Origin of the sequence: Photorhabdus akhurstii, from assembly GCF_019090985.1 — a bacterium.
Lineage (GTDB): Bacteria > Pseudomonadota > Gammaproteobacteria > Enterobacterales > Enterobacteriaceae > Photorhabdus > Photorhabdus akhurstii.
The window spans coordinates 4,993,784-5,011,528 of record NZ_CP020335.1; the positions used below are offsets into that span (position 1 = coordinate 4,993,784).

Here is a 17,745-nt window from a genome sequence, read left to right on the forward strand (position 1 = left end):
ATTAATTACAAAGAAAAAACTCGTCGTGCGGCTCCCACAGCACTGGTGCCATAGTCTATCGCATTAGCGATCCCGGTTGTGGTCAAGACCCTGCCTCTGATCTGATTACCAATCATGCCAGCGACATGATCTATACCACTACCGGCAGCACTTAACGCTCTGGAAATCCAACTCTCTCTTCCCATCACTCTGTGCAAACCAGTTCCAATGCCACCCGCAAGCCCGCCGAGAACACTAAATATCGGCTCAAAGACAGGTCTGGCGACACTGAAATGTACTAATTGTCTGGCTAAACCGGCGGCATATGGGCTGACAACCCGGCCTAAGAGCCTACTCAAAAATCCACCACCCATTATTCTGTTGACAGCCATTTCAGCCCCCAAACCAGCGGCATAACCCACTGCGTAATTCGCTAAATGCCCGGCAGGGTTACTGGTGACATCTAAACCAAAACCAATCCAGGAGCCATAATAGGTGCCAATACCGGCATGGATACCTGCCCGAGTACTCCCTTGCGTACCGGTGATCATCCCACCCGCCGCCCCACCAGCCGCTGCCCCGACTTCATGGGTAAGGGTAGAGGAAGTCCCTAACATAGTATCAATGGTGCCTACCGCACTCCCGGCCCCAATAGCGCCGCCAATCCCCCGATCAGCATTATTTATCCATGATCCCACCGCCCCTGTTACCGCCCCGGCGGCTGATGCAACACCGACACCTTGTGCCCGTGCGCCATAAGCCGCGGCTGAACTCGCTCCGGCAGCCGCGCCAGCCGCCGACTGTACTAACGTCGATTTCCCCTGTACGAGTCGAGCAAGTAATGCCCCGCCTTTTTCCAGCAGGCTACCGACGTTATATCCCATCAACGCGCCAATCCCCGCGCCTACGGCCGCAACCCCCAGAATGACGGGGATAGCCGCGCCAGCCGTAGCGGCAATGGTAGCAGCAAGACCGCCAATCGCAATCCCGCCGGCAATGGCTCTGCCAATTTTTTGTCCCCGTCTCATTGACGCGGACATTCCCTCATCAGGTTTACGAAACAAAAATGAAGCAAACCAAAATGTATTTCGATTTCTATTTGGAGACGGTGCTAATCCGTCATGGTCAGTCAATGTGATGGGGTTATTCCTCACCATTCGGTACAAATTCAGCCCATCCACGGTTCCCGCCGGATCAGCACTCAACCATCGACCCACCCAAGGTTGATAATAACGGTAGCCGTAATAATACAATCCAGTGGCATCCCGCTCTTTACCGGAGTAACGAATAAATTTGTAGCTGGCTTCTGTCTGATTTCTCGCCGCCCATATCGCCGTACCGCCATACGGATAATACTCTTCCTGACTGAGAATCTGCCCTTCGCTATCCAGTTCAAGCTGGCTGGAGCCAAGCAGATTATCGTAGCTGTAGCGCACCTGATTGTTGTCAATATCTGTCGGCTTACCACTTTCCCAGTGCAATACCCTTACCTGTGCGCGACCCGCTTCACCTACCGTAATCACCTGCAAATCTTCGGTTGTTTTATCTGCAACCCCAGTTGTCCGTAGCTCTAATCCCGGCAGATAAGTCACCTGTTGTACTTGAGTACTGTTGCCCGTCTGCTGTTCACTCACTTTTAGCAGCCGCATGCCATCACTGCTATAGCGATACCATTCACTGTCACTGCTATTTTTGCGGCTCACCGGTGTGACTCGTTGCAATTCACCCCGAATATTCCAATCCAGATTTTGCCCTGGCATTAACATCTTCTGATGACCGCCGGCATCAAATAGCGCATCCACTTGGGTTGAATCTGTCGTTAATGTACTCAATACCGCCCGGTTACTGCGGCTTGAAACGGTGATATCTGTGGTGTAACTATTTTGAGTCGCGGGTGAACTGTGTCGGATTTGAACTAAATTACCGCCACGGTCATAAGTATAGGCACGAAGGTAATTGGTATAAGTGCTGTCATCGGCAGGAACAGGTATAACGGGTGAGGGAAGCTGGTTGCTTTGTCGGCCGATATTGGCCATTTCACGCCCTGTAGCACTCATAAGCTGATACAGAGAATCATAAACATAGCGGTTCTCAGGTTCCACTTTCTGATTACGCCAAAAGCGGGTGGCTTCGGCATCATTATGGATACTGACGACATTCCCCACCGGATCATACTCATAGCGTAGATCCTGCAATACTCTGCTTCCTGATTGACTCCCTTCGGCTCGCCGGGTGGTGATACCTATCAGACGTTGAGTTTCCGGCTCATAACTGTACTCCGTAACCACGCCGTTACCGTGCTCTTCACGCAATTTATGACCTGCGGCTGACCAGCTCAGGGACTTAACAATCACCTGTTCACTCTGGCCTTTCACCGTCAACCAACTCCCTTTTAACTGACCGGCAATGTCATAAGCCAGACGCTGAATATTGCCTTTCGCATCGGTTTGGGTCAGTAAAGCCCCGATGGCATTAGTGGTACTTTGTGTCGTATAGACCTCACTTGCCAGCATTCCCTGCCAGACAGTTTCGTCATCACCGCTCCAGTTAGCCTCCTGCCCTTCCGCCAGCAATTGGTGAGATTGGGATAGCATGGCGCCCGCCAGTGACTGACTTATCAACCGAGTCACGCCTGCCGTGTCGTAGTGGCGGATACACAGACCGGAGAGGTTATACTCTTTCTCCGCGGTTGTATTCCCAGCCCAGATAAAGCGCTCTGTCACTTGAGCACTCTCTTGGTCGAAAACTTGCTCGCTCACAGATAACAAGCGACCGGGCAAAGTATTGCCTTCATAGCGACGGGTCTGACGAACACCAGTTGCATTCATTGTCATTACCGGACGACCTTCAATATCATTTAATGCAACAGTACGACCAGCATCGACACTCTCTGTCCGCAGGGCATGACCGGCCAGATCACGCTGCCAGACAAAATTAGGCTTTACTGAGTTATCAGCCTGCTTTGCATCATACAAGCGTGGGTCAATACTGTAGTTCAGGTGTCCACGGGCATCATACTGGTGACGGGTGACGCGGGTGTCAGTATCCCCCCCGATTACAATACGGTGAAAACCAATATCACGAATGGACAGACCGCGATTATCTAACACGCTGACTGTTGGGGTTTGAGTATAAAGAGTGGTCTCAGACGGACTCATATCATATTCCTTCTATTTTGTTTTACAGCTTCCCTTCCAATGAAATGGAGAAAGATCGCAAGATTGATTTTAGATATGACAAATCCTCTCCCACTCTGGCGAACAGAGTGGGAGAGATTAGTTAAAAGTTAATTTAAGAGAGTGTTTTCTTGACCTGGTTCGCGAAACTGGCGCCGCCGTCGCAGGCGGTATAATGCACCTGCACCAGTACATCATCCATATTCGCCAACAGTGCGGCCTGCATCTCATCCGCTTTCAATGTCTTATCGTCAATATGCTCATCCACAGAACGTGGGAAGTTGAGCGTCCATTTGGAAACTGCTCCAGTCCCCTCAAATGATAGATAGCGCTCATCTTCCAAACGCAACTCAAAGCTACCGGCATCATTAATGCCAGAAGAGAGCGCCACCTGCTGGCTGGCACGCAGATTGGTGACAATATGCGTCGCATCACCCTCTTTACCTGTCGGATCATTGAGACGTTTAACACCATTGATATCTGCTGCTAACAATATACTGCTGCTGGTCTGAGTGAGCGTTGCCTTCACGTTTTGATACGGCCCGACTAACGTCGGCAATGTCACTGACACAGTTTTAATCTGGCGCAAATAGTGCCCCGGATAGTCGTTGTCAAACAGCTTTTCGCTTAATGGAAAGTCGACTTTGCCTTCGGTTTTTAACTTACCAAAACCATCATCACCCAATAGGCTTTTGAGAGACACAGTACGGATCACATTAAGGCGGCGCTCATGACGAGCCAAATAGGCCGCTTCCATTTGGTGCAAATTGAGTTGCAGTGTCTCCCCCACTTGCAGGCCACGGTAATGGTCATTCCAGGTACCGGTCTGGATAAAAGCGGTGGCGTAATCACCCAATTCATACTGCCAGCAAGCTTGGGCGGAGAGGCAGAGAGCAACCACCGCATCATAGGCTTGATAATACAACGCGGATAATTGACCACTCAGCCACTGGTACAGAGTCGCTTGGGTGAAACGAGTCGTCAGGTAAGTCAGCATGGTCCGAATTTGTACCTGCTGTGCCTTCGCCTGTTGCAAGGAAGTTTGAGCCGCTTTCTCGCGCACCGCCAGCGCATCCAACTGTTTCTGTAATGCGTCGACCTCAGACTGTGCCTGCTGGTATTGGATTTGCCACTCTTCACGGCGGCGGCGGTAGTTCTCCGTGGTTGCCAGACGCTCGGCCACCACGCTGGTGGCTTGTCCGGCAGCCATCAGCCCGATGGCAATCGCTTCCGTTACCCCTTCATAGCGCGAGCCGCCATCAGCCAAACCAAAGATATTTGGGATCACTTTCAATGCGCCACTGGCAGTCTGTACACCAGTGGAAGAAGAAATCAGAGATTGTGCTGACGTTTGGGTATCCATCACCAATTGTTCCGCACTGGAGATGTTGTTCTGATACAAAGTGTAATAATGGTCATGACGCTGTTGCGCCGTAGCCTGACTAGCCAACAGCGCCAGACGGTCTGCCGCCAATCCATCCAGCGCCTGTTGCTGTAACGTGATGGCATAGCTAGACATATCCAACAGTTGCTGTTGCGCCAACTCTTCTTGACCGGCTCGTTCGCTACGTTCTAACAAACTAAGCAGGTTCTGACCAAAACTGGTCAGCGTACCCACGGCGCTGTAAGCTCGCGGCAACATAGCGCTGAAACGGTATGGCGGCACCGTCAACATGGCGCCACTGACGCCATTCGTCAACGTGCCGGACTGAGCGCGTTGAGCCAACAACGCTACCGGATCAACAGGCGCAGCATACAGCGGCAGCGAAAGCGGCTTGCCATCAACGGTCAGGTTATGACGCAGATTGTATAACCGTGCATCCAACGTATCCCAGTGAGACAACATCAGAACATTGAGCGGTTCATTAAAGTAGCCATTATCTGCCAGTTTCAAGTAGCTGACATTGCGGCCCGGCAATGCGGGTAAAGCGGTATCACTATTAGCCAACTGGTGCTCAAAATCACGTAAAACCGCTTTTTGCCCGGCTGCTAAGGTATCCAGGGTTTGCGGCGTCCAAATGCTACTCAGCGATACATCCGGACGAGGCCCTAGCAATTCAGCGGCCAGATTGTAATAGACACGGGCCTGAGTCAGACCGTCACGAGTCAATTGGCGATACCACATATCTCCCTGAGTAATCAGGTTACTGACATAGGCAATAAACACCGCTTTCTGGTATATCACCGGATGAGCATAAGCTTGAGTATCTGGGTCTATAGAATCGTCCAAATGACGTGACAAATCGCTGTTTCCTTCAACCAACGGACGTACATTCCAATAAGCCGGGGCATTGTGTGGCTTGTTTTTCATCGCCGGATCAAAGATGTAATGCAAACTCTTTTGTGCCGGCGAAAATTGCTGTTCGTTGGCAAAGCGTGTTGCAACCAAAAACGGCAGGTGAAAGAACAATTCCCAGAAATAGAGACCGTTTGAACCGTTAAAGTCCATTGGTTCGCTTTTGCCGTCAGTCACTAAATCTGCTTCCAGAGAAGGATCTGCCTGCAAGGTGTAATCCAGCAAACTATCCAGCCCCAGATTAGCCTTCTCAATCAAAGTACGCACAAAGGTGGTGTTAAGGCGGGTTTTCGCGGGTAATGATGAGGTCCAGAAGTCCAGATATTGCACCAGACCACGCTTGCTATCGTAACGGGAAACTAATCGAGGAATGGCATCCGGAGCTTTGCTATCTTGCAACGCAACATAGACGTTAAACCACTTACTGACCCAAGAATAAGCCCCTTTTTTCCCTGACGGGCGGTCATAATGATCCCACACGACATTCAAACAAACCTGTAGGTAGTTTTTATCCGGATCGGTGGAGAAATCCGCCTCGGACAAGGTATAAGTTGTAGAATAAGTTGCACCGCTGGCAAGTCTGAAAGTTTGATCACTGTAACGTTTAAACAAGTTGCGTCCATCCGCCGTCTCAGCATTGATTTCCTGATAGAATTTGCGGTTATCGGCGATTTTCTTGAAGTTTTTGATAGTGGTTAATGTTGGCCAATCTGGCGACGTGAATACAGCCTCAAGCTTATCAAGACCAATAGCAAAATTTATTTTATCAGACCAATCTAGCAACACGGTACCGTCTGGAATATACAGATTATAACCGGTAGGTGTTTCCCCTTCCCAAGCGATATAACTGCCCTTCACAGTAACAGTATGGAGAGTATCAAGCAGGGGGGAAATAGCCCATCCCTCATTAACCCTTTGCTCTAACGCCCACGTTCCATTAGGAACAGATCCACCACCATATCCAGACGGATAGTAGTTGATTATTGCATTATGAAAGGTGTAATAATTTCCATCATGGTAATCCAGATAAAAACCTTCATTTCCTGACCACGTGAAACCATAACCAGACTTAGAATCATATACAAGATCGTTATATCCAAACGTATGACGGTTAATAAAATCCCCATTAGTTGTGGTTTGGATATGAAGCGTCAGGCCATCTTGATCGATATACACATAGGCCCCAGTAGTGCCTTGTTTCAAGTCATCAACTTTACTTACCCATCCTGTACTTTCCGGATCTTCCGTTGCACCTGTAACAACCTTAGTAATTACATACTTTTTATCGTATACCGCAAATTGCAAGCAGTTTTGACCATCCGTTTCATCACGGTAAGTACTGAACAAAAAGTTCTTACTTAACGGCCTGAGAACATGACGATTGAAAGCTGAGTCACAATAGAGATAACCATAAACAGCAGGTTTATTTTTTCTATTAGCCCCATCACCTTCAAATTGACGGACAAACACCCCCAACATCAGACGGCCATACGGGTTACTGTCCGTTTCCTCCGTCGGGTCGATACTAAAATCGGTGGTAGCCAACAGATTAACTTGGCGCAATGTGGTGCTCGATTCATCAATCAGCAGGCTGGATCGCTGTGTTTCTGAACTTTCCCCTGCTTGTTGTGTCATTAACGTGGTCGTATTCGGCGCTGTCCAAGTATCATCATAACGTTTATAACCAAACTTTATGTTGTAGGCATGGGTCTTACCGATGTTTTTACCGTCAGCATCCTTCTGTACTGCCGGGTCACGCTCAACCCAAGCCACATATAGTCGATCATTATAAAATACCGGGCGAACTGTATGCTCCAACACCGTATCACCAGACAGCGGCAAGGTGATTTCCTGCCAATCATTCCAACAATTTGGCGTCACTGGATTCCCTGCCGGATCTTGACGGTTTTTACTCAAATCCATCTGACGCCAGTAGTAGCGATACGGTTTAGTGGTAGTGCGACCAATAAAGTAGTAGATAGCTTGGTCAAATTTATCCTGATTAATATAACCACTGAGCACATATAGATTACTCACTGCCTCAAACTCATTGAGATACGCCAAAACAGCATCCTGCACACGATCCGGATCGAGTCGATTCTGATTTAAAGTCGTCTCCAGCTCCGAGAAATAATGGCTTTTTTCCTGCCGGGTGATGGGTGAAATATAGTTTTCAGCGTAATTTCGAACCTCAGCCCCCGCAGCCCAAATCGCATATTGGTTATCATTATCACGCCATTCGTTAGCTGTAGAAGGCTCCATCGCCTGACGCCCCGGTTCAGAGCCGTTGACCAGACGAGTCATATATTGCTGTATGCTGGCAATCGCTTGTGCTACCCGACTCGTCTCAACCTCATCAGACACTTCCGGGTCAATCAGCAAATATTCGTATAAATCTTCCACCGTCACCGGCTGACCACCGACGCCTTTCAACGTCGGCGCCACAAAATTCATATAGCCAGTCACCAACGCATCACGCTGGGATTCATTCAGTTGTTTTTCCATTGTCGATAACATAATTATCTGCCTTACTTAAATGGCGGTTTAGAAATAGCCTCATTGGGCCATACGGAAAAATCAAATCCACTCAGGTAGTGAGCTCTGCCATGCTCAGTTACTACCCTTGACATGGGATACGCCAGCCACCAGCGCCTGACCGGTGCTTTGCCAAAGGGTATAATCACTGTCACGACTCAGGAGATAGCCTTGCTGTTGCTGTGTAACGCCAAGACCAGTTTGGTTCTGTGCCTGTTGCAAACGCAGAAGCGTATCCAGTTGCGGTGTGGTTTTGGCAATCCCGCCCAATACCGACCAAGCGGCTTGCAGTTCGTTAGCCTCCCAACCCAATAGCGTTGCCAACGTTTGTGCAGCATCAGCTTGACTCAACGGCGTAGCAGCATTAGCTGTGCGTAAATAGGCCAGTACATCATCTTCGGTACCACCAGCTTCACCCATTTGGAGCAATAAATCGCTATAACAGCTCAGGGTATAAAGCATCCACAAACTGATATCGGTCACTGTTTCTGCGGAAGCGCCAAAATAGGCTGGATAGTCCAGCAAGGTTTGCACCATTGCAGGACTCAGCGTGAATTGTTGGGTCAACAAGGAGCGGCGTACCACTTCACGTAATTGACGCAGATAGTCAGCGGGAATATCGGCGGCAGTCTTAACGGCATCCTTCAATGCCCAAGTCGCACTCAACCACTGGTAGGTTGTTTGTCCACTCCAGCGCAACAATAACGCAGGCAGTGACTGACTCACGTTCAGAGTCTGCGCCAACAGACTGACGGCCACGCCCTGTTGAGTTTTCTGTACCTGATTCAACGTATTAGTCAGAGTAGTGATTGCCAGCTTCTTATCTTCATCAGATAAGCTTTGTGTATTGACCACCGTTGCTATAACACTTTGTATGCCAGCATCAGTCACCAGACCAACCTTATCGATAAGCGGACTATTACCTGCTGAGAGCAGAGCAAACCAGTCAATAGCGTGGCCGTTGGTATCGACTAATGGCGCCCCACTGCGGGACAACAATGTTGCACCCACAAACGTACTGCCTAGGTTCTGCCACACTTGACGGATAAAGTTCAATTGATCGTCAGTGCCCTGCGAGGTAGAAATAGGGTTGTCACTCAACAGCAAAAGCAGTGCTGAAAATTCTAAATCGTGCTGTTGTTGCCATTGAGCAATCGCACTTAGCGCTTGCAGCAAACTCAGAATATCCGCCGCCAGCGGGGAATCTTTTTGTGGTACCGTGATTGTGGGTTTCCCTGCCAATTGCTGCCAGACGATGCCTGTACCTGCATCTAATCGATCAACCAAAGCACAGAAAGACTCTGGATTTATCCCCAATGTACGCGCCAAATTAGCCAGACGGTAGAAAGCTGACACCACAAACAGATTACAGTTGAGTGTACTTTGTGTGACATTTCCCTGTTGACGGGCAATATTATCCGCCAATAACAGGAACTGACGATGATTGAGGCCCAGCGCCGTACTGATATGCTTAACACGCGCCCCATCTCCCCCGGTGGTCAATGTATAGACAAAATCCTGATTATCTATCACAAACGGTGTATCAAAGGTGCCGACGGAGTTAAACACTTGGTCTAAAAACGGCGTTGCCGGTGTAATGGCAAACGGGGCCACTACGCGCAGCCAGCCAGCAAATTGTTTGGCGCTAACACCATACTTCGCCTGATAATGTTTGAACACTCCCAACATACGCAGCGTATTGTCGTTCATCGACAGCGCGGTATTTCCTGTTTCCGCATCCATAGCAGAAGTCACCAGCAGGTCAATATCCTCATAGGACAGATTCAGCCATTTTTGCAGGCGCACTGTGCGGTTAATACGGTCCAACTTGTCATCTGTCAGATTGTTAACCGTCAGAGCAAAATGCGCCTCCGCGCCACTGCGACTCAGGGTAATCGCCTCCGGCTTACCGGCATGAATAAAGCGGGCGCCATACGCAAATGGCGTTGCTGTAATGTCACCAGAACTCACATTATCAGACTTAACAACCGTAGAACCTCCGACAGTTGAACACAACATCAGTTCTACCTGGGGTACAGTCAAACTTGTTCGATCAGTCATTATGGTCATGTCGCTGAAACTATTCACAGTAAGCGAACTGTCACCATAGTTAAGCTGATAGAAATCCTGACCGACAGTCTCCGTAATGATTTTCTGCTGCTCTGGCGAAAACTGACTCGCCATGATTTGCAGTCGGGTCAAAGCACTGGCAGTCGTATCGCTCAGTTTTCCTTTTGCTGTTGCCCAGAAGTTTTGCGGCAGATCCAGCGTCTGTGGCAAAGTGATATCTTGCAACGTAGTACCCAATACCGATTGAGCTGTCTGAATCTGCTGATGACCATAATGATACGGCAGATTATTCGGGTAACGGGTAGTGGAAAGTCTGGCGTTTACCGCTTCCAGATCAGTCAAACTCAGTTTCTTCTGAATAGCTTTGGACAGAATTTCATTGACCAACTGCAATTGCGGTATCACCTCATTGATTGCTTTATCATTAATTAACAAAGCACCCAGATCGGGGCGACGCTCCGCCAGCGTATTCATAATGGTAGTGGCGCCATTCTTTTCCTGTTCAAGGGCCAATTGATAAATATGAGTCAGATAGGCTACCGGCGCATCATTGGCTTCCGGTGATCCACTTGGTGCTTTATCTTTCCAACCCGTGTTTGCATCAAGAAACTGATTGGCGTAATCCGGGCCTGATACGGAGAACGGACTTCTCAAGCCAAACTGAACAGCTTCACTAAGAGAATTACGGCGAAAATGGTGTAACACCTGATGAGCATAGCCCACTGCCAGGTCATACATTTTTTCAGCACTGCGCCCGAGATCAGCACGATGCTCACGAATAAAACGCTCACGCGGCATACGTACCACATCAAACACTGAGGTATAACCAAGATCGGTCAATTTACCGGGTAAGTTGTGGATCTCTTCGGTGCGGGAAATCAGGGGACTGGCGAGTTGATTCATACGGACTCCTGAATTGAGGTTTATCATGAGAAACAGGTTTTTTCGCGCAAAAAATAATCACCATCGTTATGTATAAAAAAGGGACCAAATCAAACATGCGCATTTAGAACATCAGGTCCTCCTACCTTCTAAAGGCGCTATACACAGTGATGATGTGTGAGGAAAAATATAATAAATCACAAAACTTGCTTACATTAAAAAACAAAATGCAGACAATAAAATAACTTTACCTTTATATAATTATTTAGAATAAACATTTACGTATATTTATAATTAATTTACAAAATAATTAACAATAGTTTGCAATATCGCGTCTTGAATAAGGTAATACCTGATATGCCGGAATATTGATGAATAACGGTGGCAATGGCAAAAAAATAATCTTTTATATCAATATGATGAAGATTACTCGCGTATCTTTATTATTTTTTTAAACAAATAACCTATTGGAGGGTAATGAGAAGTGAATAAGTCAAATTCCACATACTTAAACAGCTAAGGATCTAAATAAGAGGCTCTTTATTGATTACCAACGCACTGCTGATGTGGGTAAGAAAGTCACCAACCTGACCCGCTCCAGCAAATCGTAATCAACCTGCATGCTCGTCGGAATACGAGAATCCAATAAGGTATATAGCTCAGTCCAACCAATTTTTTTAGTTAATCTTTTCCTCGGTGGAAGTGATTTTTCAGGCTCACCAAAATGTTCATGAATCCATTGCCGGGACATGATAGGAATTAGTCGTGGTGGGAGTTCATTTGGAAATTGGTATGAATCTTTTTTTTCATCAATCAAGATAAGCCCTATCGCAAATAAAACCTTATTACTCCTCTTAAAAGCAAGATGTACACCTTCTTTAAATAAGATTCCAAAATAGCGCTACACCTTATACCACTCATAATTCCATGTATAACAACGGGTTGGATAAGGCTATGTGTAGCAGAATTATGAAACGCTATTTAATCATATGCAAGGATATATTAGGATCTCCAGGATATCCTGTTGGTTTAGTTTTATAAGGAATTAGCCCTTCATCAAAAATTTCCTGATAAGACTTCCCTAAGCTATTTATTAGCGCATCTATGTTGACTGTCATTTGTATAAACTCCTACTCTTAGTTAGTCCAATTCATCTACGATTTTATTTTTCAAATTACCCGCAAATGAATTGGATTTTAAAAAAACCTATCATATATATTAATTACCAACGCACCTCTGACGTAGGCAAAAAAGTCACCATTCTGACTTGCTCCAGCAAATTGTAATCAACCTGCATGCTAGTTGGAATACGAAAATCCAATAAAGTATATAACTCAGTCCAGCCAATTTCTCTAGTTAATCTTTTCCTTAGCGGAAGTGATTTTTCAGGCTCACCAAAATGTTCATGAACCCACTGTCGAGACATCAGCGGTATCAAAGGGGGAGGCAATTCATTAGGAAATATAAAATTAGGTCGTCTGTGATTAATTAAAGTTAACGTTATCTCAGTAAGTACTTTATTTTCTCGCAAAAATGATAAGAAAGTCCCTTCTTTAGCCATATCAAGAGATATATCAGAGTCTCCGGGAAAACCTGACGGCTTGGTTTTATAAGGGATTAGTCCTTTATCAAAAATTTCCTGATAGGTTTTCCCTAAGCTATTAATTAGGGCTTCAATGTTAATCGTCATTATTTATATCACCTCTATTCTCGATTCAGACAATGCATCTGAGATTTAACTTTCCAAACTATTCACAAATGAATTGGCTTTTAAAAATAACCACTCATAATCTGTTGATTACCAACGTACTTCTGAGGTAGGCAAAAACGTTACCGATTTCACTCGTTCCATCATGTCATAAGAAATCTGCATACTGATTTCGTCTTTAAAACGATATAAATCTTTCCAACCAAACTGCCTTCTTAAAATTTGCCTTGGTGGTATTGACTTAATCGGATTACCTAAATTTTCTCTAACCCATACCCTATCCATAGAATGCATCAATGGTGATGGCAATTCATTTGGGAATACAAAAGAGACTTTATCGTCTCGAAGCAGCCTTAAAGTAATTTCGTTTAATATTTTACTACTCCGTTCAAACGATAAAAAAATCCCCTCTTTCACCATATCAATACCAATATTAAGTACCCCCGGAGGACCATTTGGTTTGCTTCTATAAGGAATTAATCCCTCATCAAAAATTTCCTGATAAGTTTTCCCCAAACTATTAATTAGGGCTTCAACGTTGATAGTCATTTATACACAAAATCTGGCGTATGTGGAACAGAACCTATGTTAAACACGGATAATGGTTTGTTGCCCGCTATCCCACTATCCGCTGAATCTCTATTCACCACAAATCTCTATAATCAAAAGAGATTTGGTAATCATAAGCTGATAAATCAATTTGATGACAGAAGTGAGGCTGTAAAACGCTCACCCATTTAGATTCCACATCAAAGCCACCGTTATTTATATTATCTTCTGTTGATATTCCCAACCCACTAGCCATAACATCAGCATTATCTCCAAAATCCTTGGAATACTCACACCCTTCCCCTAATTCTGTTTGTTTATCAAACCACTCCAATCTTAATTTCAATCCCATTATATACCTCACAAATACTGTTTAATGTTTCGTCCTTTGACAGCGGGTTTTAACTCTTTCCCAGTCTTATAATCTACAGAGCAAAGGTGCTCACCGTCACTTACCCGGTAAACCTCCAATTCACCATGTTGAGAGTCCCATTCATAAATTCGGCGGCCTTTGCTATCGATCCATCTATCTCGTTTACCACCTCCGCTTTGTTTTGGAGTTTTTTTCTTAGCTGACCGTAACCCAGAAACCCCAGTAATTTCCTCTGTTTTTGGGGCAGGATGATAGTCGTGTCCATCTTGAGGCAATCCATTTCTAGGTTTACTCAAATACACATACACCGGCGGCATATTCGGAATGGGGAATACCAGAATATAATCGCGGAAATCCTTCTCTTCCGGCATCGGCAACGATTCAATATCGCTGCCCACTTTATCCGGGATCGGCAACACGGTTATTTGCGACGGAATAAACGGCTGTTCTTCATTCCCGGTATGGGCTGGAACCTTGAATTCCTGCTCGCTCGGCGTCCATAAAATTGTCGGCCGGGTCTCTCCCGGTTCCCAGAACTCGTAATTACCGGTGGTCCGATTCAACGTCATCATGCGAACCGGCACTTTATCCAGACCACCTTCCGGGCTGACGTGATATCCCTGAACCGTCATCCTGCCGCTTTTTTCATCTCTGATCCAGCGAAAACGTACACGAGTTGGTGCTTTTCCATACTGTTCCGCTATCTGTCTCAGGCGATACGGATCTAAGTAATCCTCTTCCCCCTGATTCAACGACGGTGAATAAAACAGCCCCATTAATCCAACTGTCACCGGATTCGGTGCCGCCAGCCAACGTCCTGCACTAATAGCGCCGCCGCCAATGTAACGCATTACCAGCGTTTCCCCTTCCGCTACCGCGCTGCGGGCAGTGGCGGCCACGGCGGTAGCAGCCGCTTCGGCTTTATCTTCACCACCACGGAACCACCGCTTATACCACGGTAATTTTTTATCCTGCGGCTTATCTGGTTCTGGCGGGTGTTTCTTCTCTTGTGGCGGCGGTTCTGGTTTTTGCGGCGTCACCGGAGTGGGAGATGACGGCACCTGATATATCGCCATTCTGCCAAAGTTATTCGCCGGTTCAGGCTCGGTTCCGGCATCGGTACAACCTTTACCCCGCTGGCAGGACTTTGTAAACACCGGTATCGGCGGCGGAGGCGCCTGCGTTGCGGGCGGGCTTCCCACATCCTTTACCGGAGAAGAGAAGTGCTGTTGCACCATATTTGTGGGAGCGGCAACCCGGTCAGCATCCTTATCCTGCTTCTCATAGCTGTCCATCTCGGAATTGATAAACCTAGCCCGACAGGGGCAAGTACTCACACTGTCCAATGTGCCAGCCAGCTTGCGCCCCATGTCAAACACATCGGATACACCACCGACAATCGTGTAAGTACCGGGATGTTTGCCACAGGTAACTGTATCCCCTTCACGAGCGGTTGCTCGCCCATTAAATGTCATGGTGTGATCACCGGTGATAATCTGTCCGCCACAGGTTGTTTTATCACCAACAAGCAGGAAATACCCTATTGCCATTTATTCACTTCTCCAATGACTTACAACATGAAGAGTGAATCTAACTGAAATCATCATCATGCTTTTGTCACTTATGGATTAATAAGTAATCAATAGTGCAATGAATTTCACTTAAAAGTATATAGGAATATTCTGAAAATTAGAGAAATAATGTCGATTGATACTGGTAATTCACCATGTTTTATAACAATTTTATTACAAAAATTAAACAAAGGTGAGTTTCATGAATAAATTTAAGAAACAGTGACGAGTTAGCAGAAATACACAACAGATTTTTGCAAGCCACGGTCAATTGTTAATCATTAACCGTTCAAAGTGCTGACCGAAAGACCAACACTTTGTCAACAATCTACAAAACTATTCAGGCTTTGATGAGCTTTACCAGATTGCCTCTGAGCATTGCAGGAAAACTATGCGCTTGCACAAGCAAACATGCTTTGTTGGTGCAAACTGCGAGCAAACTGACAATTTAAGGCTAACTCTTTCCTACTATGCCCGCGAACCAGTAAAGCCTCCCAACGATGATGATGACCGGGCACAAACCCTGTACAGGCAAATCCCGCCTGTTGCAAAATTTCCATCGCCTGGAGAGTGCCTTCCCCTACCGGCAGTTTCACATATACCAGTTTGTGTGCCGGTAACTCCGCCACCTCTTTTACCCGCTCGGTTGTCTGCTTTTCTATCCACACTTCCAACCGACGTCCATGATTGGTTATGCGGATATCCGCATCAGCCAGCTCCTCCGGTTGCAGAGGCTCTTGACCAAACACTTGAGTCACCGATGTCAGCCACCTTTGCCAACCGGAAGGCCAATGTAATTCTGGAAACGGCCAACTTTGTAAAGGCAAACACCCCAGCACAATGCTTTCCGGCCGTGCCTGATCAAATGGTGACGTTACATAATCCGGCAGTAAACCCGTCGTGTGAAAGCCCAAATTTTGGGCCAAACGTTGGCTGTGGTTATGTGACGACACCTGTTTAATCGTGAGTATGCTTAACCCCATTTTCTTAGCCTGATGACACAAGTATCGGCCCAGTGCGGTAGCAATCCCTTGCCCACGCGCCTGCGGGTGTACCGCGATCAACGCCAGTTCAGCGCTTAATGGACACTGTTCATCCCGCCACAGCGCCGCATGCCCTAATACTTGTCCCCCCTGGACCGCAACGGCAGAATACCAGTGTTTAGCCGCGTTATAGCGGCCAAGCATAGTAGGTAAATAGACTTCCGGGTAGACATAATCTTCACCATAAACAGCCCGAAATAACGCACTAACACCGGTAGAATCCCCTTCCTGGAATAATCGAATGAATGGCATTACTGGATTTATGCTCATGCCGCCTTCTCTTCAGCACTATAACCACGATTATCAACCACCCGCACCAACTTACCGGATCGAGGATGAGTGACCATATTTTCCAAGGCGCAGTAAGTGACCTCCACATGCAGGAAGCCCTGATCACATAACTTTGCCATAGCGGGTTGGTCCGCCAGCAATGCTTGACGCATTGATATTGTCGATGGCATCAGTGATGAATTCCCGGCTAACAAGAGTTGTATGTTATCCATGCCGTTCTGACGGCTCAGCAATAACTGCCAAGCGAGTACACCCGCTTGCTGTCGCAGTAAACGCGCAATATGGTCAGGAAAAATGGATAGTGAACCAACTCGAATTCGGTGAGCGCTTCCTGCCCGCCCCTGCAAAGCGAATTTGCGTCGCGGCTGCCCCGGCGCTTCACACCAACAAGCCATATCTCCGGTAGGGTAACGGATAATCGGCATCAGGCGTCGTTGCAGGTTGGTCACAACTAATAGGCCATTTTGGCCTGGCTCCGTAATCGGCTGACCATTGGCTTCGTCAACAATTTCAATAATGGTTTCCGTATCAAAAACCCGATGTTCGCCATAACAACAATCAGGAGACGCCGCCCCAATGAGACCTGCGTCAACGCTGGCGCAACCCACTGAACCAATACGCGCATTAGGAAATACCTGATTCAACAGTGTCAATTGCTCTGGAAACAGGCTTTCACCACCGTACAACAGACGCTCAACGCCCGGCATAGACTGGCCGCGCTGCTGCAAGGCACTGGCAAAACGCAGCAATTGCACCGGCATCCCAGCCAAGACATTAATATTCAAGTTAATAATAGCGTCGGTCAGTATCCGATCATCAACGGAGCTGGTAAACGGATACTCCACCACCGGCACCGGTGAATAGGACAAGGCACCGTGAATAAACAGCAAACCGGTGTACAAATCACCAGAAAAAAACAGATTAGCAAAGCGGTCGCCAGGTTGTAATTGTTGTGCAATCCCTTGACCAAATGCGCGTATAAAAGCGCGCCATTCACTACAACTGAACACCGACAACCTGCCGTCACTGGTTGAACCACCGGTCTTAAAAACATGACCGCCGTTGACAGGGCCGGTTAACACCGGCCAGTTCTCCAGCGATTGCGATTGTTGCCAATAATCAGCAGGATTGATCAACGGCAGATCAATTAGCTCCCAGCCAGATCGAGGCAGATCACGGTAAAGATCCCTAAAAAAGGGGGAATGATTGCGGACGTATTCAACCAGATCGTGTAATGATAGTGTCATGATTTACCCAAAAAGTAGTATTATT

General features: G+C 47.0%; 9 protein-coding genes and 1 pseudogene. All 10 read right to left on the minus strand.

Translation table 11 applies throughout. From position 1 onward, the window contains the following. Positions 1 to 5: 5 nt before the first annotated feature. Positions 6 to 3,137, minus strand: coding sequence for an insecticidal toxin complex protein TccC (tccC, locus tag B0X70_RS21515; protein WP_217470346.1), 3,132 nt, complete (start codon positions 3,135 to 3,137; stop codon positions 6 to 8). 133 nt (positions 3,138 to 3,270) lie between these two features. Beyond that, the gene (tccB, locus tag B0X70_RS21520; protein WP_217470347.1) at positions 3,271 to 7,968 is read right to left on the minus strand and encodes an insecticidal toxin complex protein TccB; all 4,698 of its coding nucleotides are present in this window, start codon (positions 7,966 to 7,968) and stop codon (positions 3,271 to 3,273) included. 93 nt (positions 7,969 to 8,061) lie between these two features. Beyond that, on the minus strand, positions 8,062 to 10,959 hold the full coding sequence (tccA, locus tag B0X70_RS21525; protein WP_217470348.1) for an insecticidal toxin complex protein TccA: 2,898 nt from the start codon (positions 10,957 to 10,959) through the stop codon (positions 8,062 to 8,064). A 526-nt stretch (positions 10,960 to 11,485) separates the two neighbouring features. Beyond that, positions 11,486 to 12,056: pseudogene (locus B0X70_RS26040) on the minus strand (DUF6392 family protein). A 104-nt stretch (positions 12,057 to 12,160) separates the two neighbouring features. Further along, on the minus strand, positions 12,161 to 12,628 hold the full coding sequence (locus B0X70_RS21540; RefSeq protein ID WP_036778196.1) for a DUF6392 family protein: 468 nt from the start codon (positions 12,626 to 12,628) through the stop codon (positions 12,161 to 12,163). A gap of 108 nt (positions 12,629 to 12,736) precedes the next feature. Continuing rightward, entirely contained in the window at positions 12,737 to 13,195 is a 459-nt protein-coding gene (locus B0X70_RS21545; protein ID WP_036778198.1) for a DUF6392 family protein, read from the minus strand. A gap of 94 nt (positions 13,196 to 13,289) precedes the next feature. Beyond that, positions 13,290 to 13,547 carry a colicin E3-like toxin immunity protein gene (locus B0X70_RS21550; RefSeq protein WP_036778200.1) on the minus strand — a complete coding sequence of 86 codons (258 nt, stop codon included), beginning with the start codon at positions 13,545 to 13,547 and terminating at the stop codon, positions 13,290 to 13,292. 8 nt (positions 13,548 to 13,555) lie between these two features. Beyond that, complete coding sequence (locus tag B0X70_RS21555; RefSeq protein ID WP_217470349.1) at positions 13,556 to 15,118, minus strand: S-type pyocin domain-containing protein; 1,563 nt, start codon at positions 15,116 to 15,118, stop codon at positions 13,556 to 13,558. A gap of 410 nt (positions 15,119 to 15,528) precedes the next feature. Beyond that, positions 15,529 to 16,452 (minus strand): GNAT family N-acetyltransferase, encoded by a 924-nt coding sequence (locus B0X70_RS21560; protein ID WP_217470350.1) that lies wholly within the window; start codon positions 16,450 to 16,452, stop codon positions 15,529 to 15,531. Then, entirely contained in the window at positions 16,449 to 17,720 is a 1,272-nt protein-coding gene (locus B0X70_RS21565; RefSeq protein WP_217470351.1) for a phenylacetate--CoA ligase family protein, read from the minus strand. The genes B0X70_RS21560 and B0X70_RS21565 overlap by 4 nt, the downstream gene beginning before the upstream one ends. Positions 17,721 to 17,745 lie beyond the last annotated feature (25 nt).